Raw genomic sequence first — 26,168 nt, 5'->3', positions numbered from 1 at the left:
ACGGGCTTGGCGGTCCGAAGCTGGATTGCCGTGTCGGCCTATCGGCCTCCTCGCAATGACGTTGATTTTACAACGTAAATCAACTTCCGACGTCATTACGAGCGCAGCGAAGCAATCCAGTGCGGCGGTGCCGCAAATGCATGGGGAGATGCCGAGGACATGAACATCGCGACCCTCGATACGCCCGTCGGCCGTCTCGGTGTGGCGGAGGAGGGTGGCCGGATCACCCGCCTCATCTGGGATGCGGAAGCGCAAGGAGAACGAACAGCCGTCCTGGAAGAAAGCCTTCGCCAACTCGCGGACTATTTCGACGGCACGCGGACGGCCTTCGACCTGCCTCTGGCTCCGGCCGGCAGCGCGTTTCAGCAACAGATCTATTCGGCGATGCGCGCCATTCCTTTTGGCGAAACCCGCAGCTACGGCGACATCGCCAGGGATCTCGGTGTGCCCGCGCAGCCCGTCGGCCAGGCCTGCGGCGCCAACCCGATACCGGTCATCATCCCCTGCCACCGCGTGGTCGGCACCCATGGTCTCGGCGGGTTCTCCGGCGCGGGCGGTGTCGAGACGAAAATCCGGCTGTTGAAGCTGGAAGGCGCCTATTCGCTGCTCTTGTAGGGCAGGAGGCCCCGATCGCTAGCAGCCGGCAAGCGTTTCCTCGATGAGGTGGTCGACGACGGCCTCCAGCGCTTCCTGGGTGCTGGCGCCGGCCTCGATGGCGCCGTTGTAGACAGCGAGCTGCCGGTCGGCCGAGGTGCCGTCGGCAATGATCGCGCGGGCGTGCTCGATCGAGGCGAGGCAGCCGAAATGCTCCGCGTCCTCGCGGGTCAGCTCCAGGATCTCGTCGAGAAGGTCGCCGAAGGGCACGCAGCAGCCGCGCCCGAAATCGACCAGTTCGCCGGTGATGCCATCGCGCTGGGCGAGCCAACGGTTCTGGTCGATAAGGAAGCCGGGATATTGCCGCCACCTCTGGTTCTTGCCCTTCAGCCGCCACAGCATCCGGGTCAGGCAGCGGAACAGGGCGGCAATCGCCAGCGCGTCGTCGAGCCGCGTGCAGACGTCGCTTATGCGCATTTCGAGCGTCGGGAACCGTGCCGAGGGCCGCAGGTCCCACCAGATCTTGGTGGCGTCCTCGATCAGCCCGGCCTCGACCAGGATGTCGACGGTGCGGTGGAATTCGCTCGGGCTGGCGAAAGTGTCCGGCAGACCGGTACGCGGCAGTTCGTTGAAGACGGAAAGCCGGTAGGAGCGCAGCCCCGTGTCGCGACCGCGCCAGAACGGCGATGAGGTCGACAGCGCCAGCAGGTGCGGCAGGAAATAGGTGAGCTGCGACATCAGATCGATGCGCAGCGCCTCGTCCTCGACACCGACATGGACGTGCATGCCGCAGATCAGCAGCCGCCGCGCCACCACCTGCATGGTCTTGGCGAGCTCGTTGTAGCGATCCTTGTCGGTGTGGGGCTGCTGGTCCCACTCGGCGAAGGGGTGAGTCGAGGCCGCAATGGGCGCGAGACCGAACGCTGCCGCGTTCTCCGCGATCATCCGCCGCAGGCGCGAAAGTTCGTGCCTGGCGTCCTTCATGGTCTCGCAGACAGGGGTTCCGATCTCGATCTGGCAGCGCAGGAATTCCGGGCTGACCGCGCCCGGACGCGAATCCTGGCAGGCCTTCAGCAGATCGGCCGGCGGATCGCTGGCCAGCGCCCGCGTTTTGCGGTCGACGAGAAGGTACTCCTCCTCGATGCCGACGGTGAAGCTGGGCTCGGACGACGTCATGGCCGCCATCGTGCAACAAACCGCGGCCCGCCGCCACCACGAATTTGGCCGTTTATCCCGTTGAAGCGACGGGCGAATTCCGGATCGCCCCAGACGCCGCCGATCGACGCCCGCCGGATCTGCGCCGGCCGCGAAAGGATGCGGCGGCTCACATCGGCGAGCGGCACGGATACATCCCACGGTTAAGCAGGAAACGGGCCAATCTCAGAAAATGGAGGCGCGACATATCAACACTTTCTAGAACGATTATGAAACCAAAATACATAGCTAAAATAGACTTTTATGGAGTTTATTCGAACGCTTCTAATGTGTCAATGCGGTCCCTCAATGCGTTCAGTTAGGAAGGGTTCTAATATCATACCGTCCGCAAGCGTATGCGAATTCGCAACCAAATAAGGAGACGACAATGTTCGGGAAAGCCACGGGGCTGTGCGCGGTATTTGCCGCCACCATGCTCGCAGCAGGCTCGGTAGCTCTGGCAGACGATGCGCTGCTGAACGAGGCGAAGGATTATTTCAAGCCGATTCCGTCGGTAGTACCGGCAGTCAAGGACAACGCGGTCACCCATGAGAAGGTCGAGCTCGGCAAGATGCTCTTCTTCGACCCGCGGCTCTCGTCCTCTGCGCTGATTTCGTGCAACACCTGCCACAATCTCGGCATGGGTGGTGACGACAATCTGGAGACCTCGATCGGCCACGGCTGGCAGAAGGGTCCGCGCAACGCGCCGACCGTGCTCAACGCGGTCTTCAACATCGCCCAGTTCTGGGACGGCCGCGCCGAAGACCTGAAAGCTCAGGCCAAGGGTCCGGTCCAGGCCGGCGTCGAGATGGCCTCCACGCCGAAGCGCGTCGAGACCACCCTGAAGAGCCTGCCGGAATATGTCGAGCGCTTCACCCGCGCCTTCTCGGGCGAGGCCGATCCGGTCAACTTCGACAATATGGCCAAGGCCATCGAGGCCTTCGAGGCGACCCTGATCACCCCCGCCTCGCGCTTCGACCAGTTCCTGGAAGGCAACGTTGCCGTCCTCAACGATCAGGAGAGGGAAGGCCTTCAACTGTTCATGGATAAGGGCTGCGCCTCCTGCCACAACGGCCTCAATGTCGGCGGCAACGGCTACTATCCGTTCGGCGTCGTCGAGAAGCCGGGCGCCAACATCCTGCCGGCGAACGACAAGGGCCGCTTTGCTGTGACCCAGACGGCGGACGAGGAATACGTCTTCCGCGCCGGCCCGCTGCGCAACATCGAGCTGACCGCGCCGTACTTCCATTCCGGCATGGTCTGGGATCTGGAACAGGCCGTCGCCATCATGGGCACGGCCCAGCTCGGCGAAGACCTCTCCGGCGACGAAGTCAAGGCCATCACCGCGTTCCTGAAGACGCTGACCGGCGAAATGCCGACGGTGACCTATCCGGTCCTGCCGGTGGAGACCGCCGACACCCCGCGTCCGGAAGCCATGATCGCCCAGTAAGGAGTTGAAGAGACCGCGCCCGGGACGGCTCTCGGCCCCGGGCGCACACCGGTCCTCCCTCCGGCGCCCGCGCCTCCCCACCCGCTCGGCCGGAAGGAGACACCCAAGGGCCCGTGCGCTTTTTCAAAGGCGTGCGGGTCCGTTCCTTTTTGGGCTGGACTTCTGCCGCCATAGCCTGCATTCCGCCGGAGCATTCAGACGCATTCCTCCGGCGGGACCGATCACATGGCGAGCGACACCTTCCGCGACACGGCGCGCGGCATGCTGGCGATGGCCGGCTCCAGTGCGCTGGTCGGCGCGACGACGCTGATCGCCAAGGTGCTCGGCGTCGGCGAGCCCGGCGTCTCCGGGCTCCATCCCTTTCAGGTCAGCGCCGGCCGCTTCGCCTTCGCACTGCTGGCGCTCCTCGTTGTCATCGCCCTGCGCCCCGCAGCCCGGCCCGACTTCGCCGGCGCGCGCTGGCGCTGGCATATCGGCCGCTCGCTGTGCGGCTGGCTCGGCATCACGTCGATGTTCGCCGCCGCCGCCCGCATGCCGCTCGCCGAGGCAACTGCGATCAGTTTCCTCAGCCCGCTCGTCACAATGACGCTGGCGATCCTGCTCCTGAAGGAGAGTTCGGAGATCCGCAAATGGGCCGGCGCGACGCTCTCCATGGGTGGCGCGCTGATTCTGCTGCAGCCCGGCACGGAGGCGTTCCGGCCGGCCGCCTTCCTGGCGCTCGCCGCCGCCGCCTTCATGGGCACGGAGGCGATCTTCATCAAGCGCCTCAGCGGCAGCGAGCCGCCGCTGCGCATCCTTTTGATCAACAACGCCATCGGCGCCACCGTCTCGGCGATTGCCGCGGCAACGGTCTGGACCGCGCCGGCAGCCTCCCAATGGGGGCTGCTCGTCGTCCTCGGCACCGTCATGGTCTCGGCCCAGGCGCTGTTCATCCACGCCATGCGGCTCGGCGATGCCAGCCTCGTGATACCGGTTTTTTACATGGTGCTTGTCTTTGCCGCGGTCTATGATTTCCTCCTCTTCGGCGTCGGCCTCAGCCTGACCGCGCTTATTGGCGCGGCGCTGATCGTCGCCGGGGCGGTCTTCATCGCCCTCACGACACCGTCGGCGGCGCACCGGCGACGGATCTAGGGGCCGGCTGGAAGACATCGCCGCGGTCTGCGCAAGCGGGCGGCGGACAAGGGCGTTTTCGCCCCGCAGGTGTGGTCAAAGGGGCGACGCCTGTGTATAACCGCGCGGCGCGACGAAATGCCGTTCCGAAGAAAAAAGCGGCCCCCGCGCATCCGATCAATTCACTCGGACGGACGTTGAGATGAACACCCAGTGGAGCCCTGCAAGTTGGCGCGAAAAACCGGTCCAGCAGATGCCGGACTATGCGGACAAGGAAAGCCTTGCCGAGGTCGAGCAGCTTCTGTCGACCTTTCCGCCGCTGGTTTTTGCAGGTGAGGCCCGCAAACTGAAGGCGGCACTCGCACAGGTCGCCAGTGGCCACGGTTTCCTGCTCCAGGGCGGCGATTGCGCCGAGAGCTTCGCCGAGCACCATGCCGACGGGATTCGCGACTTCTTCCGCGTCTTCCTGCAGATGGCCGTCGTCCTCACCTATGCCGCCGCCTCGCCGGTGGTGAAGGTCGGCCGCATCGCCGGCCAGTTCGCCAAGCCGCGCTCCGCCGCCTTCGAGACCCAGGGCGAACTGGCGCTGCCGAGCTACCGCGGCGACATCGTCAACGACATCGCCTTCGATGCGGCCTCCCGCGAGCCCGATCCGCGACGCATGGTCATGGCCTACCGCCAGGCGGCGGCGACGCTGAACCTTCTGCGCGCCTTCGCCCAGGGCGGCTATGCCAATCTCGACCATGTGCACCAGTGGACGCTGGGCTTCGTCAAGGGCAGCCCGCAGTCGAGCCGCTACCAGGTGATCGCCGACCGCATCACCGAGACGCTGGCCTTCATGCGCGCCTGCGGCATCGACCCGGACAGCACCTCGCAGCTTCGCTCCACGGACCTGTTCACCAGCCACGAGGCCCTGCTTCTGGGCTACGAGCAGGCGCTGACCCGGATCGATTCCACCAGCGGTGAATACTACGCCACGTCCGGCCACATGCTTTGGATCGGCGACCGCACCCGCCAGCTCGACCACGCCCATATCGAGTTCGCCCGCGGCGTGAAGAACCCGATCGGCCTGAAATGCGGCCCCTCGCTCGATCCGGAAGACCTGATCCGGCTGATCGATATCCTCAACCCGGCCAACGAGCCGGGCCGGCTGACGCTGATCTCGCGCTTCGGCGCCGACAAGGTGTTCGACCACCTGCCGCAGCTCATCCGCGCCGTGGAGCGCGAGGGCCGCAAGGTGCTGTGGTCCTGCGACCCGATGCACGGCAACACGGTGAAGGCCAATTCCGGCTTCAAGACGCGGCCGTTCGACCGGGTCCTGGCCGAGGTGGAGAACTTCTTCGCCGTCCACCGCGCCGAGGGCACCCATGCCGGCGGCATCCACATCGAGATGACGGGTTCCAACGTGACGGAGTGCACCGGCGGTGCCAAGGCGATCTCCGACGACGACCTGTCGGCCCGCTACCACACCCATTGCGACCCGCGGCTGAACGCCGACCAGGCGCTGGAGCTGGCCTTCCTGATCGCGGAGAACCTGAAGCGCGAGCGCGACACCCATCCGGAGCGCCACGTCGCCGCCCAATAGGCGGAACGTGATCGATCCGAACGGCATTGACGACCGTCAGTTCGGAGCGCTCTGAGGATATGGGAAAGACGGCTTTTCCGCTGGCGCTATCAGTCGCGGTCAATGCCGTTCGACTAAAAAAAGGGCGCGGTCCTGCCGGTCGCGCCCTTTGTCTTGTCACGAAGGGGGATACGGACATGGACACCACACCAAAGCGCACCGGCGCGTGCCTTTGCGGCGCCGTCACCTACGAGATCGCCGGCCCGGCGCGCCAGGTCGTCGCCTGCCATTGCAGCCAGTGCCGCAAGCAGTCCGGCCACTATGTCTCGGCGACACAGGTGCCGATGGACGCCCTGACGATCGCCGGCGCCGAAAACCTCACCTGGTATGCGGCATCGGACTCGGCCCGGCGCGGCTTCTGCAAGACCTGCGGCTCGCAGCTCTTCTGGGAGCCGGCGGGCCGGGCGACCATGTCGATCTTCGCCGGCACCCTCGACGCGCCCACCGGGCTCACGACGGTCGCCCACATCTTCGTTGCCGACAAGGGCGACTACTACGAGATCGGCGACGGCCCGCCGCAATATGACGTCACCATCGCCAAGGACGAGCGTGCGGCAATGACCGCTCCGACCGAACCGGGCGGGGAGAGCGGCTCGCAAGAGTGAACGATGTTTTCACATCCCGGGGTTTGGCCGGAGGCCGGAGCGCATCCTATCTGAAGGCGGAACGCTTCTCTTGATCCCGTGAGGATTCTGCCATGGCCCGCCAGTTGCCGCTTTTCATCTCCCACGGCGCCCCCGACCTGGTGCTGCGCGACACCCCCGCCCGCGACCACCTGAAGGCCCTCGGCGCGAGCCTGCCGCGGCCGCGCGCCATCGTCTCCGTCTCGGCCCATTTCGAGACCCGCCGGCCGGCGGTCGTCGTCGACGATGCACCGGGCATGATCTACGACTTCGGCGGCTTCGACCCGCGCCTCTATGAGATGGTCTATCCGGCCCCGGGCGACCGCGCGCTTGCATCGGACATCGCCGGGCGCCTTGCCGCTTCTGGCCTGACCGCCGATGAGCTCCGCAACCGCGGTTACGACCACGGCACCTGGGTGCCCCTGATGCTCCTGTTTCCCGACGCCGACGTGCCGGTCGTCCAGCTCTCCGTGCAGCCACAGATGAGCCCGGCCCACCACCTCGCGCTCGGTCGGGCGCTCGCCCCGCTCGCCGACGAGGACGTCCTCATCGTCGGCACCGGCGCGCTCACCCACAATCTGCGCGAAGCGTTCCGGCACGGCCGCGATGACAAGGGCGGGCCGGCCCATGACTGGGTCAAGGGCTTTGCCGACTGGTTCGCCGACAGGCTGTCTGAGGGCGCCGTCGACGATCTCCTCGACTACCGGGCAAGGGCGCCCTTCGCGCTGCAGAACCACCCGACCGACGAGCACCTGTTGCCGATCTTCGTCGCCCTCGGTGCTGCGGGGCCGGCCGCGTCCGGCCGCCGCATCCATTCCTCCGCGCAATACGGCGCGCTCGCCATGGACTGCTTCGCCTTCGGCACGGTGGCGGAACTGGACGGCGTTTCCAGCGAAGTTGAATCGATTTGTTAACCATGTGAATCGGCGCCTCAGGAGCGGGCGGCAAGGGATTCAAACGACTCGCCTTTTCGCCCGCACTTGAATCAGTTTCTGAAGGATGCGGGACGGCAAGAACGGCCGGTTTGCGGCGCCTACTTGAATCAGGACTTCAAGTGACGCGCAGCTCGTTGAATCGGTTTGTGAAGCGATTGAATCACCGTCTCATGGTGCCGTGCTTGCCTGAATCGGATTGTGAGCCCGTTGACTCACTTCCTCACCAACGGTCCCCGATGCGGCTGACTTGATAGCCTTTTTCGCCGGCCGCAAACGCCGTCGTCACCCCGGGCGAGGGTAGCGAGACCCGGGGCCATTGGCCTGTCCCCTCGGTATGCCGTGCGATGTCGCCAAGGCGGCCTGGATTGCTTCGCTGCGCTCGCAATTGCGAGCGAGCGGAGCGAGCGCGGCAATCCAGAGGGGGTTTCGGTGGCATGACGAACGTCACCGCGAGATACGAACGTATCTGAACCACTCGGCAAGACGTCGGAAGAGGTGCGATGGCCCGTGCGTACTCTCGCCCGCCAATCACCTTGCCGGGGCGAGGCTGAGGGGGCAAGGCACGCGCCCATCCCCGAATCCCATTGTCCCGCTCCGCGCCCCGCGCTAAACGGGGACCATGACCCATCCGATCACCGACACCTTCCGCCTGGCGCTGGCCCAGCTCAACCCGACCGTCGGCGACATCGCCGGCAATGCGGCGAAGGCGCGTTCCGCGCGCGCCGAGGCGGCGGCCATGGACGCCGACATGGTGCTCTACAGCGAGCTCTTCATCGCCGGCTATCCGCCCGAGGACCTGGTGCTGAAGCCGGCCTTCATCGAGGCCTGCGAGGCGGCGGTGCACGACCTTGCAAAGGACACCGCCGACGGCGGACCGGCGATGCTGATCGGCACCCCGTGGCGCGACGAGGGCGGCGTCTACAATGCCGTCTGCCTCCTCGACGAGGGCAGGGTGGTCACCACCCGCTACAAGGTCGACCTGCCGAACTATGGCGTCTTCGACGAAAAGCGCGTCTTCGCGGCCGGCGGTCTGCCGGGGCCGATCCAGTTCCGCGGCCTGTCGCTCGGCGTGCCGATCTGCGAGGACGGCTGGTCGGACGAGGTCTGCGAATGCCTGATGGAGACCGGCGCGGAGATGCTGCTGTCCATTAACGGCTCGCCCTACTGGCACGAAAAGACGGATCTGCGCCTGCAGGTGATGGTCGCCCGGGTCGTCGAGACCGGCCTGCCGCTGGTCTATCTCAACCAGATCTGCGGCCAGGACGAACTGATCTTCGAGGGCGCGTCCTTCGGCCTCCACGCCGACCGCTCGCTCGCCTTCCAGATGCCCGACTTCGAAGAGTCCGTCGTGCTGACGGTCTGGAAGAAGGATAGCGACGCGCCTTGGCGCTGCGTCGAGGGGCCGATGGAGCCGCTCCTCGACCGCGCCGCCTCGGACTGGAACGCCTGCGTCCTCGGCCTTCGCGACTATGTGGAAAAGAACGGCTTTCCCGGCGTTGTGCTTGGTCTGTCCGGCGGCATCGATTCCGCCGTCTGCGCGGCAATGGCCGTCGATGCCCTCGGGCCGGACCGGGTCCACTGCATCATGATGCCATACCGCTACACCTCGTCGGAAAGCCTCGGCGATGCGGCGGCCTGCGCCGAAGCGCTCGGCGTGCGCTACGACATCGTGCCGATTGCCGAGCCGGTGGAAGGGTTCTCAGAGGCGCTTGGCCCTCTCTTTTCCGGCCGTGATCCGGACGTGACGGAGGAGAACATCCAGTCGCGCACCAGAGGCACGCTCCTGATGGCCGTCTCCAACAAGTTCGGCTCCATGGTCGTCACCACCGGCAACAAGTCGGAGGTCTCCGTCGGCTACGCCACGCTCTACGGCGACATGAACGGCGGCTTCAATCCGGTCAAGGACCTCTACAAGACCGAGGTGTTCAAGCTCGCCGCCTGGCGCAATGAGTTCCTTCCGAAGGGTGTGCTCGGGCCGGCGGGAGAGGTGATCCCCAAGAACATCATCACCAAGGTGCCGACGGCGGAGCTGCGCGAGAACCAGACCGACCAGGATTCCCTGCCGCCCTATGAGGTGCTCGACGACATCCTGCAATGCCTGGTCGAAAACGAGATGCCGGTGAACGACATCGTCGCCAGGGGCCATGACCGCGACCTCGTCCACCGGGTCGAGCACCTGCTCTACATCGCCGAGTACAAGCGCCGCCAGGCCGCGCCGGGCGTGAAGGTCACGCGCAAGCATTTCGGCCGCGACCGCCGCTATCCGATCACCAACCGGTTCCGCGACCGCAACGGCGCCACGGCCAAAGGCCCGAAAGCCACCTCATGAGCGCCACCGTCCGCTTCGCGCCGTCGCCGACCGGCCATATCCATATCGGCAATGCCCGCACCGCCCTCATCAACTGGCTGGAGGCGGTCAGGACCGACGGCACTTTCCTCCTGCGCTTCGACGACACCGACAAGGAGCGCTCCCGGCCCGAATTCGCCGAGGCCATCGAGACGGACCTGCGCTGGCTCGGCATCGCCCCGCACCGCACCATCCGCCAGTCGGAACGGCTCGCAACCTACGACGCCGCGGCCGAAAAGCTGAAGGCGGCGGGGCTCGTCTATCCCTGTTACGAGACGCCGGAGGAGCTGGAGCGCCGCCGGCGCCTGCGCCGGGCGCAAGGCAAGCCGCCGGTCTATGACCGCGCCGCCCTGAAGCTGACGGACGCGGAACGGACAGCCCTGGAAGCGGACGGCCGCAAGCCGCACTGGCGCTTCCTGCTGCCGAATTACGACGGCGATCCGGCGGAGATCGCGCGCCGGGACATTGCCTGGGACGATCTTTGCCGCGGCCCCCAGAGCGTCGACATCGGCTCGCTCTCCGACCCGGTGCTGATCCGCGAGGACGGCAGCTACCTCTACACGCTGCCCTCCATCGTCGACGACATCGACTGCGGTGTGACGGAAGTCCTGCGCGGTGACGACCACATCACCAACACGGCCGTGCAGCTCTGCCTGTTCGAGGCGCTGGGCGCCGACCCGCCGCGCTTCGGTCACCACAATCTCCTGACGACGGCGAGCGGGGAGGGGCTGTCGAAACGCCTCGGCTCGCTCTCCGTCGGCGCGCTGCGCGACGCCGGCTACGAGCCGCTGGCGATCGCCGCCCACGCCGTCCTCATCGGCACCTCCCATGCGGTCGCCCCGGTGGCATCCCTCAACGAACTCGCCGGCATGTTCGACCTCAAAGGCATCTCTCGGGCGCCGGCCCGGTTTGATCCGGAGGAACTGAAAAGCCTTAACGCGCGGATGCTGCATGGCCTCGACTACGAGGACGTCACCGACCGGCTGGCCATCCTCGGCGTTGCCGGCGGGGAGGATTTCTGGGAGGCGGTACGCGGCAATCTGGAGGTCTTCGCCGACGTTGCCGACTGGTGGCAGGTGGTGGACGGCGACATCGATCCGGTCGTTGCCGAAGAGGACCGCCCGTTCATGGCAGACGCCCTCGACCTGTTGCCGGACGAGCCCTGGGACGAGACCACCTGGAAGGCCTGGACGTCGGCGCTGAAGGAGAAGACCGGGCGAAAAGGCAAACAGCTCTTCATGCCGCTGCGGCTGGCGCTGACCGGCCTCGATCACGGGCCGGAGCTTGCCCGCCTGCTGCCGTTCATTGGTCGGCGTAGAACGATGTCCCGACTTGGCGGACCCGCTTGACCGGCGCTGCGTCTGCTGTCTCTTCCGTCTTGCCCGTCTTCAACTCTTCGGCTCGTTTGGCCAGCACGTCCGTAAATCCGCCTTCGAGGTTGAGGATGGTATCCGGGTCGGCGTCGAAGGGCAGTTTCGGGTCCGGCACGCGGGCGGTCTTCACAGCCGGCAGGCTGTCGCGGAAGATGCTCTCGTCCGGGCCCTGGAAGGACTCGCCGGACAGGGTGATCTCGCGAAGGCCCGTGCCGTCGCCATGCACCGGGATCTTCTTCAGCGTGCTGGTGATCTGGCCGCAGGTGCATTCCGGCTTGAAGCTGTCGCGATAGGCAAAGGCGGTTTCAAGCTCGGTGTAGGGCTCGCCGTCGACCGAGACCATGTCTTCCGATTCCTCGCCCGGATTGCGGTGCACGTAGAGCCGGACGTCGGCCGACGGGCACATCGCCGCGCAGACCGCCTGGTCGCGGGCGAACTTTTCCTGGGTGGTGCGGAAGCTGATCGGGAAATAGTAGCCGTCGCAGGTGCGTACGCAGAGCGTCCGGTAGTTGCCGTAGAAGCCGGGCAGATAGCGCCGCCTGCCGAAGGCTTCGCCGTCGCTGTTTTCATCCTCGAACGTCCAGCGGTCGTTGACCCGTTCCGTGCCGGCCCGCCAGCCGCCGCCCCGCTCGTCCTCGAGCCGCACTTCGCGGACCCTGGCCGAGGAGCGCTCGTGCCGCTCGCCGCCGAAGAGAAGGCCGAGGAGACCGCGCCTTTTTGGCTTTTCGGACGAGGACACCCGCAAGCGTCCGTCCTCGCGGGCATTGGCCTGGCGCGTCGTGGTGCGGCCGCAGCCGACGCGGCGCATCTTGGCGCGAATGCGGGCCGTTTTGCTGCCGTTACCGCCGCCGCCTGCGTGGCGGTCGCGGCCGCGTTCCAGCTTGGCGAGATTGGCTTCCATGCGGTCGATCTTGACCATCAGCGCGTTGCAGCCCGCCTGCGGCTGGCCGAACAGGCTGCCCGTGCAGCGGCCGCGCCGCGCCTGGGAGCGGGCGCGCTTCAGCGCCTGGCGCTGCTTGCCGACGGCCCGGTTCCACTTGTCGAACTTGCGCGAATGGCCGCGTGCGCCGGACGCCTCCGCCCGGGCGAGCTGGGCCTCCAGCCGGGCGCAATTGGCGCGTTGGGCCGCCGCCTCGGACGACGGCACGCCGAGCGTCGCGGCGGCGACAACGCCTGCCAGCAGAAATGCCAAGGGCCGGTCAATCGACATATTCCGGGTCCCGTCCCGAACGCGTTACTTCATACCCCACGGGCGGCCGTCCGGTCGCATCTGACCCTTCGAAGGGGAAAGACGCCAAAACGCGCCGGATCCTACCCCAGGCTCCGTCGCATGCCGTCCGGCAACGCCACGCCATTGGACAATTCGGCCAATGTCGATGGTCAAAGTATGCCGGCAGCGGGGCTAGCGCGCAATTAAAGGCGGAAAACGCGGTAAACCGTTCTTTACGGCGCGTGGATACGCCGGCTACACCGCGTCTGGCTGGGCGTCCGGATGGGCGATCCGGAAGGCCTCGATCTCGGCGCAGCGCGCGTCGATCGCGACGATCTTCGCGAAGGCGTCGAGCGGCACCTTGAACCGGCGCGCATTGTAGACCTGCGGCACCAGATAGAGGTCGGCCATGCCGGGAGCCTCGCCGAAGGCAAAGGGCGTCTCTCCAAGGAGTTGCTCTATGGCGGAAAACCCTTGGTGGACCCAATGCGCGTACCAGGCCGAGACGGCGTCCGGGTCCTGGCCGAAGGGGCCCTTGAGATAGGCGAGGGTCGAGCTGTTGTTGAGCGGATGGATGTCGCAGCCGATAATCGCGGCCATCGCCCGGCACTTCGCCCGCGTTTCCGGGTCGGCGGGCAGCAGCGGCGGCTCCGGATAGCGCTCGTCCAAAAATTCCAGGATCGCCGGCGACTGGATCAGGTGCGTGCCGTCGTCCAGCTCCAGCGTCGGCACCCGCTTTTGCGGATTGATCGCGGCGTAGGCCGGCTGCAGGTGCTCGCCGCCGCCGGCGACGAGGTGCACCGGCCGGTAGTCGTAGGAAAGGCCCTTCAGCGCCAGGGCGATGCGCACCCGATAGGCCGCCGACGAGCGGTAATAGCTGTAGAGCTTCATGGCCGTGCCTCGCGTTTGCCATCGCCGGACGTCGGCCGGTCTTCGCCGGCGATCTCCTCGGCGACCCGTGCGGCCGCCTCGCCGAGCCGCTGCAGGGCCGCCTCCAGCGCCGCGATGTCGGTACCGTCCAGTTCGGCCGCAAGCCGTTCGGAAAACGCCCGGGCCAGCGGCACCAGCGCCGCATAGGTCGTCTCCCCCTTTGCCGTCAGCGACAGGAAGGCGGCGCGCTTGTCGAGCGGGTTGGCGCGCTTTTCGACGAAGCCCTTGCGCAAGAGCGAGGCGACGGCGCGCGACACCTTGGTCTTGTGCATCTGGCTGTGCAGCCCGACGTCCTTGGCCGTCATCGTGTCGTACTGGCCGAGGGTGGCGATCACCCGCCACTCCGGAATGCCGATGCCGTAGCGTTCCGCATAGAGCCGCGACAGCGCCAGGCTGACGGTCTCGGCGGCAACGTTCAGCCGGTAGGGCAGGAAGGATTCCAGCCGCAGGCCGTCGTCGGCGGTCCGGCTGGTGCCGGGCGCAGCAAGTGTTCCCCTGGTCAAGTGTCGCCTCGTTTTTGGGTCGTTGGACTTTTCCTAAGCGACATAGCGAAAACGCGCAACTCCGGGCGCATTGACATTGGTTACAGTCGAAACTAATTATCGAGGTGCGTCAAGGCGCCGCGGCCCGTCGGGCGGCGCGCCAAAGCCGGCAAAGACCGGCGGCGACCAAGGGCCCGGCAACAGCAGGGCCCCGCCAACGAGGGCAAAAAGGGAGGGGACAATGTCGTCCAACTACATCTCGTTTCCGCGCATCGAGGGCGCCGCGTCGCGCCAGGCCCATGTCGACCTGCCGGAGGGCACCTTCGAGCGCGAGCTCGGCAAGGAAGGTTTTTTCGGCCCGGCGACGATGATGTATCACTGCCATGCGCCAACCGGCTGGACCAACTGGTCAGGCCCTCTGCGCCCGCGCGCCTTCGACCTCAACACGCTGACGGAGTGCGGCGAGACGCTTTGGGACGCACCGGCGGTGCTGTCCAATGCGTCGACGCTGATCCGGCTGTGGCGGGTGGCAAAGCCGATGGACTACCTGCTGCGCAACGGCGACGGCGACGAACTGCTGTTCATCCACGCCGGTTCCGGCTCGCTCTATTGCGACTACGGCCATTTGCGCTTCGGCAAGGGCGACTACATCGTGCTGCCGCGCTCCACCATGTGGCGCATCGTGCCCGACGAGCCGGTGATGCTGCTCGCCGTGGAGGCCACCGGCACGACCTATCGCACGCCGGACCGCGGCATGGTCGGCCGCCATGCCGTCTATGACGAGGCGATCCTCGACACGCCGGTCATCGACGACGCCTTCAAGGCCCAGCAGGACGAGAGCGAGTGGCACGTCCTCATCAAGCGCATGGGCGAGGTCTCCACCGTCATCTATCCGTTCAACCCGCTCGATGCCGTCGGCTGGCACGGTGATCTCTCGGTGGTCCGGCTGAACGTGACCGACATCCGCCCGCTGATGTCCCACCGCTATCACCTGCCGCCCTCGGCCCACTCGACCTGGGTCGCCGGCCGCTTCGTCATCTGCACCTTCGTGCCGCGCCCCTTCGAGACCGACCCGGGCGCGCTGAAGGTGCCGTTCTTTCACAACAATGACGACTATGACGAGGTCATCTTCTACCATGACGGCGATTTCTTCAGCCGCGACAACATCCATCCGGGCATGATGACCTTCCACCCCTGCGGCTTCACACACGGCCCGCACCCCAAGGCCCTGTCGCGCATGTACGAGCAGTCCAAGCCGATGACCGACGAATATGCGGTGATGATCGACACCCGCGATCCGCTGACGCCCGGTGCTGGCGCCCAGGCGACCGAGTTCAAGGACTACGCCCGCTCCTGGAACGTGGCAGACGGCCCGGTCCGCCCGCCGGCGCGCCCGAAGGCCGCCGAGTGATCGGGAACGAAACGCCATCCCGGCGCATTCCGCGGGTGTCCTCCGCCCGACCCAAGAACAACATTGGTGCCCGATGAAACTCGCAAGCCTTAGAGACGGAACCCGCGACGGCCAGCTCGTCGTCGTCACCGACGATCTTTCCCGCTACACCCCTGCCGGCGCCGTTGCCGGCACCCTGCAGGCCGCCCTCGACGACTGGGCGGCGGCCGAGCCCGGCCTTGCGGACCTCGCCGACCGGCTGCTCCTCGGCCAGATCGAGGGCATGGACTTCGACGAAGCGGCGTGCCTCTCGCCGCTGCCGCGCGCCTACCAATGGGCCGACGGCTCGGCCTATGTGAACCACGTCCAGCTCGTCCGCCAGGCCCGCGGCGCGGTGCTCCCCGATAGCTTCTGGTCCGATCCGCTGATGTATCAGGGCGGCTCCGACAGTTTCATCGGCCCGCGCGAGGCGATCCCGCTTCTCAACGAGGCCTGGGGCCTCGATTTCGAGGCCGAGGTCGCGGTCGTCACCGACGACGTGCCGATGGGCGTGGCGGAGGACGCAGCAGCCGGCCACATCAAGCTCGTCATGCTGGTCAACGACATCAGCCTGCGCGGCCTCATCCCCGGCGAACTCGGCAAGGGCTTTGGGTTTTTCCAATCAAAACCCTCCTCGGCCTTCTCCCCGGTCGCCGTGACGCCCGATGCGCTCGGCGAGGCCTGGGACGGCGGCAAGATCAAGCTGCCGATGCGGGTCGACTACAACGGCGAGATCTTCGGGCGCCCGCGCTGCGACGTCGACATGACCTTCGAATTCCCGAAGCTGATCGCCCACGCCGCCCGCACGCGGCCGCTCGCCGCCGGCACCATCATCGGCTCCGGCACGGTCTCCAACCGCGACGTCGACGGCGGCGCCGGGCGCCCTGTCAGGGACGGCGGCGTCGGCTATTCCTGCATTGCGGAAATCCGCATGATCGAGACCATTGCCGACGGCAAGCCGTCGACCCCCTTCATGCGCGTCGGCGACCGGGTCAGTATCGACATGCGCGACGACAACGACAACAGCATCTTCGGCGCCATCGATCAGACCGTGGTTCAGTGGGTCCGGAACAGATCAGAATAGGCAGAGACGCCTCCAGCCTGCCGAACGTCACAAAAAAGGAACAGCCCCATGGCCAAAGCCTTCGCCTCCGTCGGCGACATGGAAGAAAAGAACGTCAGCTTCACCGAGATCGGCCGCGACCTCTATGCCTTCACCGCCGAGGGCGACCCCAATACCGGCGTCATCATCGGCGACGACTCCGTCATGGTCATCGACACCCAGGCAACGCCGGCGATGGCGGACAAGGTGATCGAGAAGATCCGCTCCGTCACCGACAAGCCGGTCAAATACGTGGTGCTGTCGCACTACCACGCCGTGCGCGTGCTCGGCGCCTCGGCCTACCATGCGTCCGAGACCATTGCCTCGGATCTCACGCGCTCGCTGATCGTCGAACGCGGCCAGGAGGACTGGGATTCCGAATACGGCCGCTTCCCGCGCCTCTTCCAGAATGCCGAGAGCATTCCGGGCCTGACCTGGCCGACGGCGACCTTCGCCACCTCCATGTCGGTCTTCCTCGGCAGCCGCGAGGTGCGTCTGATCCATCTCGGCCGCGGCCACACCATGGGCGACATCGTCGCCTGGGTGCCGGATTCCGACGTCATGTATTCCGGCGACCTCGTCGAATATCACTCGGCCTGCTATTGCGGCGATGCGCACCTTCAGGACTGGCCGAAGACGCTGGAGCGCCTCGCCCAGATGAACCCCAAGGCGCTGGTGCCGGGCAGGGGCGATGCCCTGACCTCGTCGGACCAGGTCCACGAGGCGGTCGCGCTGACCCGTGACTTTCTCGCCGCGCTTTATGGCTCGGTGTCGTCGGCCGTCGCCAAGAAGATGACGATGAAGGAGGCGTTCGAGGCCTGCCGGGCGGAGATGGATCCGCGCTTCGGCTCCTACGCCATCTACGAGCACTGCCTGCCCTTCAACGTCGCCCGCGCCTATGATGAGGCCTCGGGCATCGCCCATCCGCGCATCTGGACGGCGGAACGCGACCAGGAGATGTGGGCCGAACTGCAGGGCTGAGCGATCGGCACGGATGGGGCGTCAACGCGTCGCCCGTCTCGCAAACGTCATTGGGCGGTCCCATATGGGATGCTGACCTGAGGGAACCGGTTGGCCGCCAATCGGTTCTCCTTGCAGTGATTTCCATTAAGAGAGGATTGTCCATGTTTCGAAACATGATGAAGGGACTGCTGGCCGCCATTGTCGCCGCCGCGGTCGCCGCCCCCGCGCTTGCCGCAGAGCCCGACCTGATCTTCAAGAAGTCGACCGTCTGGAAGATGCTGACGCCGGACCACAAGCTGGCGGTCTACGGCCTCGACGACCCGCTGATCGACGGCGTCGCCTGCCATTATTCGGTGCCCGAAAAGGGCGGTGTCTCGGGCATGCTGGGCGTTGCCGAAGAGGTCTCGGACATCTCGCTCGCCTGCCGCCAGGTCGGGCCGATCACCTTCAAGGAGAAGTTCGAGCAGGGCGACGAGATGTTCCGCGAGCGCCGCTCGCTGTTCTTCAAGAAGATGCGCATCGTGCGCGGCTGCGACCTGAAGCGCAACGTCATCGTCTATCTGGTCTATTCCGACAAGCTCATCGAGGGCTCGCCGAAGAACTCCACCTCGACCGTGCCGATCATGCCCTGGGGCGACCAGCCGGCGCCGCGCTGTTCCGACTGGGTAGACGACTGAGCGCGGCCCCGGAATACCGAATTTTCGATGGGAAGGAAAAGAAACGGCGTCCGGGAACCGGGCGCCGTTGTTGCGTCAGGGCTTCTTGATGGAGCCGACGACGTCGCCGCACTGGCTCTGGGCGGTCTGGCAGACGGCGGTCTGCGCCTCGGCAAAGGTCTTCGGCGCCTTGCCCTTCTCGGCCATGGAGACATAGGCCGCCGGCCCGGCGAAGAACGCGGCAAACACAAGGGCGATGAGCGCGAGCCGTGCAAGGTCGCTGGCCCGCGCGCCGCGCCGGCGCTCGCCGCGCGCAAGCACGTGGACGGGACTTTCGGACGAGAATGCCGGCATCGCGTGGGCGGCTCGAACGGACATCTGCTGGACCTCCTGATACGCAGTGAACGCCCAAAGGGGTAGCGCACTGCGCCTGAATTCGCGCTGAGATCGCCATTCAGGAATCGTTCATGGCGGTTAACACCACGTTAAGCATTAGTGCCACGGAGCGACCAAAGGTGGCACTGCGGCAATTGCGCCTTGACCTTCACCGCGAAATCGGCAAAACGATGGCTATGAACACGGCCACGCCGACTTCGGCGACCTGCATTATTTGCAAGATTATCGACGGCTAGCGATCACGCTGGCTGCGGCCGTTCCTTCGACTCCATGACGAAAAGCGAACGCCCCGGTCAGCCGGCAAGGGGTGAGTCATGCCAGACGGGCAGAATACCGGCTTCAAGGGCCTGAAGCTCTACAATACGTTGAGCCGGGAAAAGGAAGCGTTTTCGCCGATCGATCCGGCAAACGTCCGCATGTATGTCTGCGGGCCGACGGTCTACGACTTCGCCCATATCGGCAATGCGCGCCCGGCCATCGTCTTCGACGTCCTGTTCCGGCTATTGCGGTACCTCTATGGCGCCGACCACGTCACCTATGTGCGCAACATCACCGACGTCGACGACAAGATCAACGCCCGCGCTGCCGAGCGCGGCATCTCCATCCGCGAGCTGACCGAAGAGACCGCGCGTGTCTACCACGATGACATCGACGCCCTCAACGTGTTGCGGCCGACCGTCGAGCCGCGGGCGACGGAGCACATCGCGGAGATGATCGCGATGGTCGAAAAGCTGGTGGAAAACGGCCACGCCTACGCCGCCGACGGCCATGTCCTGTTCGACGTGCCGTCCATGGACGATTACGGGCGGCTGTCGCGGCGCTCGCTCGATGAAATGCAGGCCGGCGCCCGCGTCGAGGTCGCGCCCTATAAGAAGAACGCCATGGACTTCGTGCTGTGGAAGCCGTCTGCCGAGGGCGAGCCCGGCTGGGACAGCCCCTGGGGCCGCGGCCGTCCGGGCTGGCACCTGGAATGCTCGGCGATGAGCTGGAAGCACCTCGGCAAGGTCTTCGACATCCATGGCGGCGGCATCGACCTGCAGTTCCCGCACCATGAGAACGAGATCGCCCAGTCGCGCTGCTGCCACGGCACCGACGTGATGGCCAATTACTGGCTCCACAACGGTTTTTTGCAGGTCGAGGGCGAGAAGATGTCGAAATCCCTCGGCAACTTCATCACCATCCACGACCTTCTGAAGGACTGGCCGGGCGAGGTGCTGCGCCTCAACATGCTGCGCACCCATTACCGCCAGCCCATCGACTGGACGGCAAAGGGCCTTTCTGAGACGGCAAAGATCCTCGATGGATGGTACGATGCTATCGGCGATGCCGGACCGGCGGCCGAGCCCGATGCGGACGTCGTCGCCGCGCTCACGGACGATCTCAACACGCCGAAGGCGATCGCCGCGCTGCACGGCCTTCGCGCCGCGGCGAAGGGCGGGGAGGGGGCGGCGTCCCTGAAGGCGAGCGCCAACCTCATCGGCCTCCTGGAAGAGACCGCGAGCGACTGGACCGCCCGCACCGCCGCCGAGCCGGAAGTCGACGCCGGCGAGATCGAACGCCTGATCGAGGCCCGCAAGACGGCGCGCAAGGACAAGAACTTCGCTGAGGCCGACCGCATCCGCGACGACCTTGCGGCAAGCGGGATCGTCCTCAAGGACGGCCCGCAGGGAACCACCTGGGAGGTACGGCGATGAGCCGCCCAATAAGCCACCATGTGATTGACCACATTTCGCTGAACGTTGCTGACTACGAGCGCGCCAAGGCGTTCTATGCGGCAGCGCTCGCCCCGCTCGGCTTTTCGCTGGTCATGGAAGTCACCGTGGAAATGACCGGCTCCTTCGCGGGCGCCGGCTTCGGCGTCGACGGCAAGCCGTTTTTCTGGCTGACGGGGACCGGCCGGCAGACGCCGATCCAGCACATCGCCTTCGGCGCGGAAAGCCGCGCCCTGGTCGACGCCTACTATGAGGCGGCCCTGGCCGCGGGCGGCACCGACAACGGCGCGCCGGGGCTGAGACCCCACTACCACCCGAACTACTACGGCGCCTTCGTCCTCGACCCCGAAGGCCACAACATCGAAGCCGTGTGCCACGCGCCGCAATAGGCACCGAGGAAAGACCGAAACGATGAGCGAGACCGTGGAAAATATCCGGACCGGCGGCTGCCAGTGCGGCGCCGTGCGGTTCCGCGTCGACGGGCCGCTCGGCGAGGCCTCGATCTGCCATTGCCGCATGTGCCAGAAGGCGTTCGGCCATTTCTACGCCCCGCTCGTCAGCGTCGACGCCGAGCGCGTCACCTGGACGAGGGGGGCGCCGAAGCGCTTCCGGAGTTCCAACCACGCCACGCGCGGCTTCTGCCCCGCCTGCGGCACGCCGCTCACCTATGAGGCCCCGGACGGCCTGGCGCTTGCAATCGGCGCCTTCGACCGTCCGGTTGAAATTATGCCCACCGTTCAGTTCGGCATCGAGGCAAAGCTGCCCTTTGTCGACGGGATTTGTGCGCTGCCCGAAAAGCGCACCGAGGACGACATGGAAGCAGCTCCGTTCCTCGACACAGTGACGAGTTACCAGCATCCCGACCGGGATACCGAGACCTGGACGCATCCGGCGGACGGGACGACAGGTCAAAAGGACTAGAACATGACCAGCCAAGCCACCAAGGAACGCCTCTACCTCTTCGACACGACGCTTAGAGACGGCGCGCAGACCAACGGCATCGACTTCTCGCTGGAAGACAAGATCGCCATCTGCGAGCTCCTGGAGCGCGTCGGCGTCGACTATGTGGAGGGCGGCTATCCGGGCGCCAATCCGACCGACAGCGCGTTCTTTGAGAAAAAGCGCACGAAGAAGGCCGCCTTCACCGCCTTCGGCATGACCAAGCGGGCCGGCCGCTCGGTCTCCAACGATCCGGGCCTCAGGCTCCTGCTCGACGCCAAGTCCGACGCCATCTGCTATGTGGCGAAATCCTGGGACTACCACGTCAAGGTCGCCCTCGGCACCACCAACGAGGAGAACCTTGAGGGCATCCGCCAGTCGGTCGAGGCCGCGGTCGAGGCCGGCAAGGAGGCGCTGGTCGACTGCGAGCACTTCTTCGACGGCTACAAGGCCAACCCGGACTATGCGCTTGCCTGCGCCAAGGTGGCCTATGAGGCCGGCGCCCGCTGGGTGGTTCTCTGCGACACCAATGGCGGCACGCTGCCCCATGAGGTCGAGGAGATCGTCACGACGGTCATCGAGCACATCCCCGGCGACCGTCTCGGCATCCACGCCCACAACGACACCGAACAGGCCGTCGCCAATTCGCTGGCCGCGGTGCGCGCCGGCGTGCGCCAGGTCCAGGGCACGCTCAACGGCCTCGGCGAACGCTGCGGCAATGCAAACCTTACATCGCTGATCCCGACCCTGAAGCTGAAGCCGGAATATGCCGACCGCTTCGAGATCGGCATCACCGATGCGGCCCTTGCCGACCTCACCAACGTCTCGCACGTCTTCGACGAGATGCTGAACCGGGCGCCGGACCGCCACGCCCCTTACGTCGGCGCCTCGGCCTTTGCCACCAAGGCCGGCATCCATGCCTCCGCGCTCTTGAAGGACCCCAAGACCTACGAGCACGTCGAGCCGGCGACCGTCGGCAACAAGCGGCGCGTTCTCGTGTCCGACCAGGCCGGCAAGTCGAACCTGCTTGCCGAGCTGGAGCGCCTTGGCATCGCCGTCGACAAGGGCGACCGCCGTCTCGACGAGCTGCTGCGCGTCGTCAAGGAGCGCGAGTCCACCGGCTATGCCTACGAGGCGGCCGATGCGTCGTTCGAGCTGCTCGCCCGGCGGGTCCTCGGCGAGGTGCCGAAATTCTTCGACATCAAGAGTTTCCGGGTGATGGTCGAGCGCCGCTTCAACGCCATCGGCGAACTGATCACCGTCTCCGAGGCCGTGGTCAAGGTCGAGATCGAGGATCGCATGCTGATGTCGGTCGCCGAAGGCAACGGCCCGGTCAACGCCCTCGACATCGCCCTGCGCAAGGATCTCGGCCCCTACCAGCCGCTGATCGAGGACCTGGAACTGGTCGACTACAAGGTCCGTATCCTGAATGGCGGCACCGGCGCCGTCACCCGCGTCCTCATCGAAAGCCGCGACAACGGCACGGGCGAGCGCTGGTTCACCGTCGGCGTCTCGTCCAACATCGTCGATGCCTCGTTCCAGGCGCTGGTCGATTCCGTCGTCTACCTGCTCATCCAGAAGACCAGGGGCGAGGTCCGTCCGATCGCCGCCACGGCCTGATCCGGTGGCGGTCGGCACGGCGGGGGCGCCAAGCAGCGAGGCAGACAGCATCCGCGCCGGATTCATTTCCGGCGTGACCGCCTATGTGCTGTGGGGCTTTTCGGTCATCTTCTACAAATGGCTGGCCCATGTGCCGGCCAGCGAGGTAATCGCCCACCGCATCGTCTGGACGGTTTTCTTCGTCGGCCTGTTCCTCGTCGCCTTCGGGCGCCTCAACGAGGTTTTGCTGGCGCTGCGCGACCGGCGGGTGCTGCTGCGCCTCTTGCTCTCCGCATCGATCATCGGAATCAACTGGCTGGTCTTCGTCTGGGCGATCGCCCAGAACCAGGTGCTGGCCGTCAGCTTCGGCTATTTCATCAACCCGCTGGTCTCGGTGATGATCGGCTTTCTGCTGCTCGGCGAGCGGCTCTCGACCGGTCAGCGCGTCGCCATCGGCCTTGCCGTCGTTGCCATCGTCATCCAGGCGACGACCCTGCACGGCTTTCCGTGGATTTCGCTGTTCCTCGCCTGCTCCTTCGCCGCCTACGGCTATGTCCGCAAGCTGACCCCGGTCGGCGCCTCGCCGGGCCTGTTCATCGAGACCAGCCTCATCCTGCCGCTCGGCATCGCCTATGTCGTCTGGCTGGAAGCGACCGGCACGGGCCACTTCACCGACAGTCCGGTGGACGTCGCCCTGCTGCTGGGCACCGGCATCGTCACCTCGCTGCCGCTGATCCTCTTCGCCTTTGCCGCCCGCCGGCTGACCCTGACGGTGGTCGGGCTGCTGCAGTATCTGGCGCCCTCGATCCAGTTCGCGCTCGCCGTCCTCGTCTATGGCGAACCGCTGTCGGCCGAGCGCTTCGCCAGCTTCGCCCTGATCTGGGTCGCGCTCGCCGTCTTCTCGATCGCCTCCCTGCGCAAGAAACGGCCGCCGGAGCCTGTGAAGACGGTGTAGGTGCGCTGGCGCAGGTCTTGGGGTCGGTCCTCTCGCCGTCATTGCGAGCGAGCGAAGCGAGCGCGGCAATCCAGAGCTGCGCGCTCCGAGCAAGTTGGCCTGGATCGCCGCGTCGGCCTTGCGGCCTCCTCGCGATGACGATCTGCAATGACCTGACCGTATGGCACCGTCCATTTCCCGGTGAGGAACTCGCCGGGAAATGGCAAGCGCAAGCGCGCGCCGGCGCTTATGCGCCGTAAGCCTGCGTGGCGTTTGAACGTATGGATCAGAGTCTCTTCATCGCGTCCGGGTCGCCGCCCTTGCTGAGCGCGGCCTGGGGCGTCTCGCGTACGGCCTCGGCGAGCCGCGGAACGATGTCGGCGACGTGGTCGGCGACCAGGTAGCCCACATTGTAGGGCGGGCGGATGAAGGCGGCGGCCTTCATGTGGGCGAGGAGGTCGATCAGCGGGTCCCAGAAGCCGCCGATATTGGCCAGAAGCACCGGCTTTTCGTGCTGGCCGAGCTGGGCCCAGGTCATCATCTCCACGACCTCTTCCAGCGTGCCAATGCCGCCGGGCAGGGCCACGAAGGCCTCGGAGCGCTCGAACATCAGCCGCTTGCGCTCGTGCATGTCGGCGGTGACGATCAACTCGTCGACCGCGTCCAGCATGATCTCGCGCTTGTTAAGGAACTCCGGGATGATGCCGGTGACGGACCCGCCATTGGCGATGACGGACTTGGCGACCGCGCCCATCAGGCCGATGGAGCCGCCGCCATAGACGAGGCGGATGCCGGCCTCGGCGAACAGCCGGCCGAGCTCGGTCGCGGCATGGTGAAAGCTGCGATTGACGCCGTCGGCGGACCCGCAATAGACGCATATGCTTCGAATCTCGGCCATGAAACGTCCCTTCGCACCCGCTCGGTGCGCCGTCAAGGGGATCGTTCCGCACGCCGCAACGGTCCCCGCATCCCGCGCCGTGCCTTGCGATCGGCGGATTTCCGGTTTATCGATCAAGGGGAGACCGACTTCGCCGAAGCGACAACGATTCGCGCCGCTGTCGGCAACCCTGGCGATCCGGCAAGGAATCGGCCGGGACGGGTGCCGGCGGCGCGCCAACCAACGGAACTCCGATGTCGAAAATTGCCCTGATCTGGTCCGCGATCGCCGCTGGCGGCACGGCGGTCACCGTCGGCGTACTGGTCGCCACCGGCGTCATCGATATCGACCGCCTGACCGGAGCGCCGCAGACGACGCCGGCGCCGCTTACCTCCGATGCTGGAACGGCCGCGCCGGGCAACGGCAAGACGGCCGAGGCGCCTGACAAGACCGCGCCGGCCGATGCGGGCGGCGCGAAAGGGACCATCACCGAGGCGCGGGCGCCGGAGCCGGACCAAAAGACCGCCGGGACGCCCGCAGCATCGCCGCCGAAGAAGAAGCCGAGCTTCGACATCGTGCGCGTCGAGCCGACCGGCGATGCCGTCGTCGCCGGCCAGTCGGAGCCGGGCGCCATCGTCGCGGTCCTGTCCAACGGCAACGTCGTCGGCAAGACCGTGGCCGATCCGACCGGCGCCTGGTCGATGGTGCTGGAAAAGCCGCTTGAGCCCGGCGACCACGACCTGTCCGCCTCCTCCAGGAAATCCGAGGACGATCCGGAGGAGACGCAATCGGACGACCGCATTGCCGTGTCGATCCCCGAGGACGATGCCGAGGAACTGCTGGTCGTCATGAGCAAGCCCGGCGAGCCCGCCCGCGTGCTGCAGAAGCCGAAGGCAAAGCCCGGAACCGAGGTGGCGGCGGCCGAGCCGACTGCGCCCCAGGAGTTGGCCGGGCAACAGGCTGCCGGCACCGAACCGCAGCCGGAGCAGGGCGCGTCGGCCCCGTCGGCAGAACAAATGCCTGCGCCGCAGATCGCCCTTGCCGAGCCGGACGCGGGGTCTGAGGCGACGACGGCAACCCTGGCGCCTTCAGCCAAGACCGTCACCGTCGAGGCGGTGGAGACCGAGCGCGGCAAGCTGTTCGTTGCCGGCGCCGCCGAGCCCGACGCCGACGTGCGCGTCTATGTGGAGGACGAGTTCGTTGGCACGGCAAAGGCCAATGCCGACGGCCGCTGGCTGCTGGAAGCGCCGAAGGACCTTGCCACCGGCCAGCACCGGGTACGCGCCGACCAGGTCGCCGATGACGCCGGCACCGTCGTCGCCCGCGCCGAGGTGCCGTTCCAGAAGGACGAGAACGCCGTCGTGCTGACGCCGCTGGAAGTCGCCTCCGGCGGCACGGAAGGGGACGCCGGCAGCCTCACCATCGCCAGGGTCCCCTCCGTCATCATCCGCAAGGGCGACAATCTCTGGCGCATCTCCCGAAGGCGCTACGGCGAGGGTGTGCGCTACACCACGATCTACGCCGCCAACAAGACCCAGATCCGCAATCCAGACCTGATCTATCCGGGCCAGGTCTTCATGGTTCCGGAAGGCGATGTCGGCTGGAGCACCAACTGATCCGACCCGCTCCGACGGCCTGACGGCGCAGCATGCGCGCCTGTGCGTGCTTGATTTTTCCGCGCGCCGGCAT

26 protein-coding genes are annotated in these 26,168 nt (G+C 66.4%); 19 read left to right on the top strand and 7 right to left on the bottom strand.

Annotated features, from left to right (window positions below; translation table 11 throughout):
- The first annotated feature begins 159 nt into the window (after positions 1-159).
- A complete protein-coding gene (locus CH339_RS02725; protein WP_111432742.1) occupies positions 160-615 on the top strand; it encodes a methylated-DNA--[protein]-cysteine S-methyltransferase in 456 nt (151 codons plus the stop codon).
- 18 nt (positions 616-633) lie between these two features.
- Here CH339_RS02725 and CH339_RS02720 read toward each other — a convergent pair whose 3' ends face one another.
- Positions 634-1,770: a carboxylate-amine ligase gene (locus tag CH339_RS02720; RefSeq protein WP_111432801.1), complete on the bottom strand. Its 1,137-nt coding sequence runs from the start codon at positions 1,768-1,770 to the stop codon at positions 634-636.
- Positions 1,767-1,937, bottom strand: a complete 171-nt coding sequence (locus CH339_RS24550) for a hypothetical protein (protein WP_170138375.1) — start codon at positions 1,935-1,937, stop codon at positions 1,767-1,769. The genes CH339_RS02720 and CH339_RS24550 overlap by 4 nt, the downstream gene beginning before the upstream one ends.
- A 239-nt stretch (positions 1,938-2,176) precedes the next feature.
- On the opposite strand from CH339_RS24550, the gene CH339_RS02715 reads away from it, so the two are divergent.
- The 7 genes from CH339_RS02715 (at position 2,177) to gltX (ending at position 11,226) form a co-directional block, all read left to right on the top strand.
- A complete protein-coding gene (locus CH339_RS02715; protein WP_111432741.1) occupies positions 2,177-3,238 on the top strand; it encodes a cytochrome-c peroxidase in 1,062 nt (353 codons plus the stop codon).
- Between the two features lie 225 nt (positions 3,239-3,463).
- Complete coding sequence (locus CH339_RS02710; protein WP_111432740.1) at positions 3,464-4,369, top strand: DMT family transporter; 906 nt, start codon at positions 3,464-3,466, stop codon at positions 4,367-4,369.
- Positions 4,370-4,550: 181 nt separating this feature from the next.
- Positions 4,551-5,933 (top strand): class II 3-deoxy-7-phosphoheptulonate synthase, encoded by a 1,383-nt coding sequence (locus CH339_RS02705; RefSeq protein ID WP_111432739.1) that lies wholly within the window; start codon positions 4,551-4,553, stop codon positions 5,931-5,933.
- A 176-nt stretch (positions 5,934-6,109) separates the two neighbouring features.
- On the top strand, positions 6,110-6,577 hold the full coding sequence (locus tag CH339_RS02700; RefSeq protein ID WP_111432738.1) for a GFA family protein: 468 nt from the start codon (positions 6,110-6,112) through the stop codon (positions 6,575-6,577).
- 92 nt (positions 6,578-6,669) lie between these two features.
- Positions 6,670-7,509, top strand: a complete 840-nt coding sequence (locus CH339_RS02695) for a DODA-type extradiol aromatic ring-opening family dioxygenase (RefSeq protein ID WP_111432737.1) — start codon at positions 6,670-6,672, stop codon at positions 7,507-7,509.
- A gap of 640 nt (positions 7,510-8,149) precedes the next feature.
- Positions 8,150-9,859 carry an NAD+ synthase gene (locus CH339_RS02690; RefSeq protein WP_111432736.1) on the top strand — a complete coding sequence of 570 codons (1,710 nt, stop codon included), beginning with the start codon at positions 8,150-8,152 and terminating at the stop codon, positions 9,857-9,859.
- Positions 9,856-11,226: a glutamate--tRNA ligase gene (gene gltX / locus CH339_RS02685; protein WP_111432735.1), complete on the top strand. Its 1,371-nt coding sequence runs from the start codon at positions 9,856-9,858 to the stop codon at positions 11,224-11,226. The genes CH339_RS02690 and gltX overlap by 4 nt, the downstream gene beginning before the upstream one ends.
- Here the strand turns inward: gltX and CH339_RS02680 are convergent.
- The 3 genes from CH339_RS02680 to CH339_RS02670 all read right to left on the bottom strand — a co-directional run bounded on the left by CH339_RS02680 (position 11,180) and on the right by CH339_RS02670 (position 13,893).
- A complete protein-coding gene (locus CH339_RS02680) occupies positions 11,180-12,442 on the bottom strand; it encodes a DUF2865 domain-containing protein (protein WP_146610097.1) in 1,263 nt (420 codons plus the stop codon). The two genes, gltX and CH339_RS02680, sit on opposite strands and share 47 nt — an antisense overlap.
- Before the next feature lie 273 nt (positions 12,443-12,715).
- Positions 12,716-13,351, bottom strand: a complete 636-nt coding sequence (gene maiA / locus CH339_RS02675) for a maleylacetoacetate isomerase (RefSeq protein ID WP_111432733.1) — start codon at positions 13,349-13,351, stop codon at positions 12,716-12,718.
- A complete protein-coding gene (locus CH339_RS02670; protein ID WP_111432732.1) occupies positions 13,348-13,893 on the bottom strand; it encodes a MarR family winged helix-turn-helix transcriptional regulator in 546 nt (181 codons plus the stop codon). The genes maiA and CH339_RS02670 overlap by 4 nt, the downstream gene beginning before the upstream one ends.
- Before the next feature lie 220 nt (positions 13,894-14,113).
- On the opposite strand from CH339_RS02670, the gene CH339_RS02665 reads away from it, so the two are divergent.
- From CH339_RS02665 to CH339_RS02650, 4 genes are all read left to right on the top strand, one after another.
- Entirely contained in the window at positions 14,114-15,283 is a 1,170-nt protein-coding gene (locus CH339_RS02665; RefSeq protein WP_111432731.1) for a homogentisate 1,2-dioxygenase, read from the top strand.
- Between the two features lie 73 nt (positions 15,284-15,356).
- Positions 15,357-16,385: a fumarylacetoacetate hydrolase family protein gene (locus tag CH339_RS02660; protein WP_111432730.1), complete on the top strand. Its 1,029-nt coding sequence runs from the start codon at positions 15,357-15,359 to the stop codon at positions 16,383-16,385.
- Between the two features lie 48 nt (positions 16,386-16,433).
- On the top strand, positions 16,434-17,384 hold the full coding sequence (locus tag CH339_RS02655; protein ID WP_111432729.1) for an MBL fold metallo-hydrolase: 951 nt from the start codon (positions 16,434-16,436) through the stop codon (positions 17,382-17,384).
- A gap of 143 nt (positions 17,385-17,527) precedes the next feature.
- Positions 17,528-18,043, top strand: a complete 516-nt coding sequence (locus tag CH339_RS02650; protein ID WP_111432728.1) for a CreA family protein — start codon at positions 17,528-17,530, stop codon at positions 18,041-18,043.
- Positions 18,044-18,118: 75 nt separating this feature from the next.
- Here CH339_RS02650 and CH339_RS02645 read toward each other — a convergent pair whose 3' ends face one another.
- A complete protein-coding gene (locus CH339_RS02645) occupies positions 18,119-18,400 on the bottom strand; it encodes a hypothetical protein (protein WP_146610096.1) in 282 nt (93 codons plus the stop codon).
- 89 nt (positions 18,401-18,489) lie between these two features.
- On the opposite strand from CH339_RS02645, the gene CH339_RS24545 reads away from it, so the two are divergent.
- The 6 genes from CH339_RS24545 (at position 18,490) to rarD (ending at position 23,623) form a co-directional block, all read left to right on the top strand.
- On the top strand, positions 18,490-18,654 hold the full coding sequence (locus tag CH339_RS24545) for a hypothetical protein (RefSeq protein WP_170138374.1): 165 nt from the start codon (positions 18,490-18,492) through the stop codon (positions 18,652-18,654).
- A 78-nt stretch (positions 18,655-18,732) separates the two neighbouring features.
- A complete protein-coding gene (gene cysS, locus CH339_RS02640) occupies positions 18,733-20,112 on the top strand; it encodes a cysteine--tRNA ligase (protein ID WP_111432726.1) in 1,380 nt (459 codons plus the stop codon).
- 20 nt (positions 20,113-20,132) lie between these two features.
- The gene (locus CH339_RS02635) at positions 20,133-20,519 is read left to right on the top strand and encodes a VOC family protein (protein WP_111432725.1); all 387 of its coding nucleotides are present in this window, start codon (positions 20,133-20,135) and stop codon (positions 20,517-20,519) included.
- A gap of 22 nt (positions 20,520-20,541) precedes the next feature.
- Positions 20,542-21,051 carry a GFA family protein gene (locus CH339_RS02630; protein WP_111432724.1) on the top strand — a complete coding sequence of 170 codons (510 nt, stop codon included), beginning with the start codon at positions 20,542-20,544 and terminating at the stop codon, positions 21,049-21,051.
- Positions 21,052-21,054: 3 nt separating this feature from the next.
- Complete coding sequence (gene cimA / locus CH339_RS02625; protein WP_111432723.1) at positions 21,055-22,689, top strand: citramalate synthase; 1,635 nt, start codon at positions 21,055-21,057, stop codon at positions 22,687-22,689.
- 4 nt (positions 22,690-22,693) lie between these two features.
- Entirely contained in the window at positions 22,694-23,623 is a 930-nt protein-coding gene (rarD, locus tag CH339_RS02620; protein ID WP_201240979.1) for an EamA family transporter RarD, read from the top strand.
- Positions 23,624-23,888: 265 nt separating this feature from the next.
- On the opposite strand, the gene CH339_RS02615 is transcribed toward rarD, so the two are convergent.
- Positions 23,889-24,500, bottom strand: a complete 612-nt coding sequence (locus CH339_RS02615; protein WP_111432721.1) for an LOG family protein — start codon at positions 24,498-24,500, stop codon at positions 23,889-23,891.
- Positions 24,501-24,733: 233 nt separating this feature from the next.
- On the opposite strand from CH339_RS02615, the gene CH339_RS02610 reads away from it, so the two are divergent.
- Positions 24,734-26,095: a LysM peptidoglycan-binding domain-containing protein gene (locus CH339_RS02610; protein WP_111432720.1), complete on the top strand. Its 1,362-nt coding sequence runs from the start codon at positions 24,734-24,736 to the stop codon at positions 26,093-26,095.
- Positions 26,096-26,168 lie beyond the last annotated feature (73 nt).

This window comes from Rhodobium orientis (assembly GCF_003258835.1).
GTDB lineage: Bacteria > Pseudomonadota > Alphaproteobacteria > Rhizobiales > Rhodobiaceae > Rhodobium > Rhodobium orientis.
Note: the sequence above shows the minus strand (reverse complement) of the source record. Positions and strands in the feature narration are given on the sequence as shown.

What these genes read in the sequence shown, in the direction of transcription:
- CH339_RS02715 (WP_111432741.1), top strand. Translation starts at nt 2,177, where the DNA reads ATGTTCGGGAAAGCCACGGGGCTGTGCGCGGTATTTGCCGCCACCATG.
- CH339_RS02615 (WP_111432721.1), bottom strand. Translation starts at nt 24,500, where the DNA reads ATGGCCGAGATTCGAAGCATATGCGTCTATTGCGGGTCCGCCGACGGC.
- CH339_RS02655 (WP_111432729.1), top strand. Translation starts at nt 16,434, where the DNA reads ATGGCCAAAGCCTTCGCCTCCGTCGGCGACATGGAAGAAAAGAACGTC.
- CH339_RS02705 (WP_111432739.1), top strand. Translation starts at nt 4,551, where the DNA reads ATGAACACCCAGTGGAGCCCTGCAAGTTGGCGCGAAAAACCGGTCCAG.
- CH339_RS02665 (WP_111432731.1), top strand. Translation starts at nt 14,114, where the DNA reads ATGTCGTCCAACTACATCTCGTTTCCGCGCATCGAGGGCGCCGCGTCG.
- CH339_RS24545 (WP_170138374.1), top strand. Translation starts at nt 18,490, where the DNA reads ATGGCGGTTAACACCACGTTAAGCATTAGTGCCACGGAGCGACCAAAG.
- CH339_RS02650 (WP_111432728.1), top strand. Translation starts at nt 17,528, where the DNA reads ATGTTTCGAAACATGATGAAGGGACTGCTGGCCGCCATTGTCGCCGCC.
- gltX (WP_111432735.1), top strand. Translation starts at nt 9,856, where the DNA reads ATGAGCGCCACCGTCCGCTTCGCGCCGTCGCCGACCGGCCATATCCAT.
- CH339_RS02690 (WP_111432736.1), top strand. Translation starts at nt 8,150, where the DNA reads ATGACCCATCCGATCACCGACACCTTCCGCCTGGCGCTGGCCCAGCTC.
- CH339_RS02700 (WP_111432738.1), top strand. Translation starts at nt 6,110, where the DNA reads ATGGACACCACACCAAAGCGCACCGGCGCGTGCCTTTGCGGCGCCGTC.
- CH339_RS02660 (WP_111432730.1), top strand. Translation starts at nt 15,357, where the DNA reads ATGAAACTCGCAAGCCTTAGAGACGGAACCCGCGACGGCCAGCTCGTC.
- cimA (WP_111432723.1), top strand. Translation starts at nt 21,055, where the DNA reads ATGACCAGCCAAGCCACCAAGGAACGCCTCTACCTCTTCGACACGACG.
- cysS (WP_111432726.1), top strand. Translation starts at nt 18,733, where the DNA reads ATGCCAGACGGGCAGAATACCGGCTTCAAGGGCCTGAAGCTCTACAAT.
- CH339_RS02725 (WP_111432742.1), top strand. Translation starts at nt 160, where the DNA reads ATGAACATCGCGACCCTCGATACGCCCGTCGGCCGTCTCGGTGTGGCG.
- CH339_RS02720 (WP_111432801.1), bottom strand. Translation starts at nt 1,770, where the DNA reads ATGACGTCGTCCGAGCCCAGCTTCACCGTCGGCATCGAGGAGGAGTAC.
- CH339_RS02610 (WP_111432720.1), top strand. Translation starts at nt 24,734, where the DNA reads ATGTCGAAAATTGCCCTGATCTGGTCCGCGATCGCCGCTGGCGGCACG.
- CH339_RS02630 (WP_111432724.1), top strand. Translation starts at nt 20,542, where the DNA reads ATGAGCGAGACCGTGGAAAATATCCGGACCGGCGGCTGCCAGTGCGGC.
- CH339_RS02710 (WP_111432740.1), top strand. Translation starts at nt 3,464, where the DNA reads ATGGCGAGCGACACCTTCCGCGACACGGCGCGCGGCATGCTGGCGATG.
- CH339_RS02695 (WP_111432737.1), top strand. Translation starts at nt 6,670, where the DNA reads ATGGCCCGCCAGTTGCCGCTTTTCATCTCCCACGGCGCCCCCGACCTG.
- maiA (WP_111432733.1), bottom strand. Translation starts at nt 13,351, where the DNA reads ATGAAGCTCTACAGCTATTACCGCTCGTCGGCGGCCTATCGGGTGCGC.
- CH339_RS02645 (WP_146610096.1), bottom strand. Translation starts at nt 18,400, where the DNA reads ATGTCCGTTCGAGCCGCCCACGCGATGCCGGCATTCTCGTCCGAAAGT.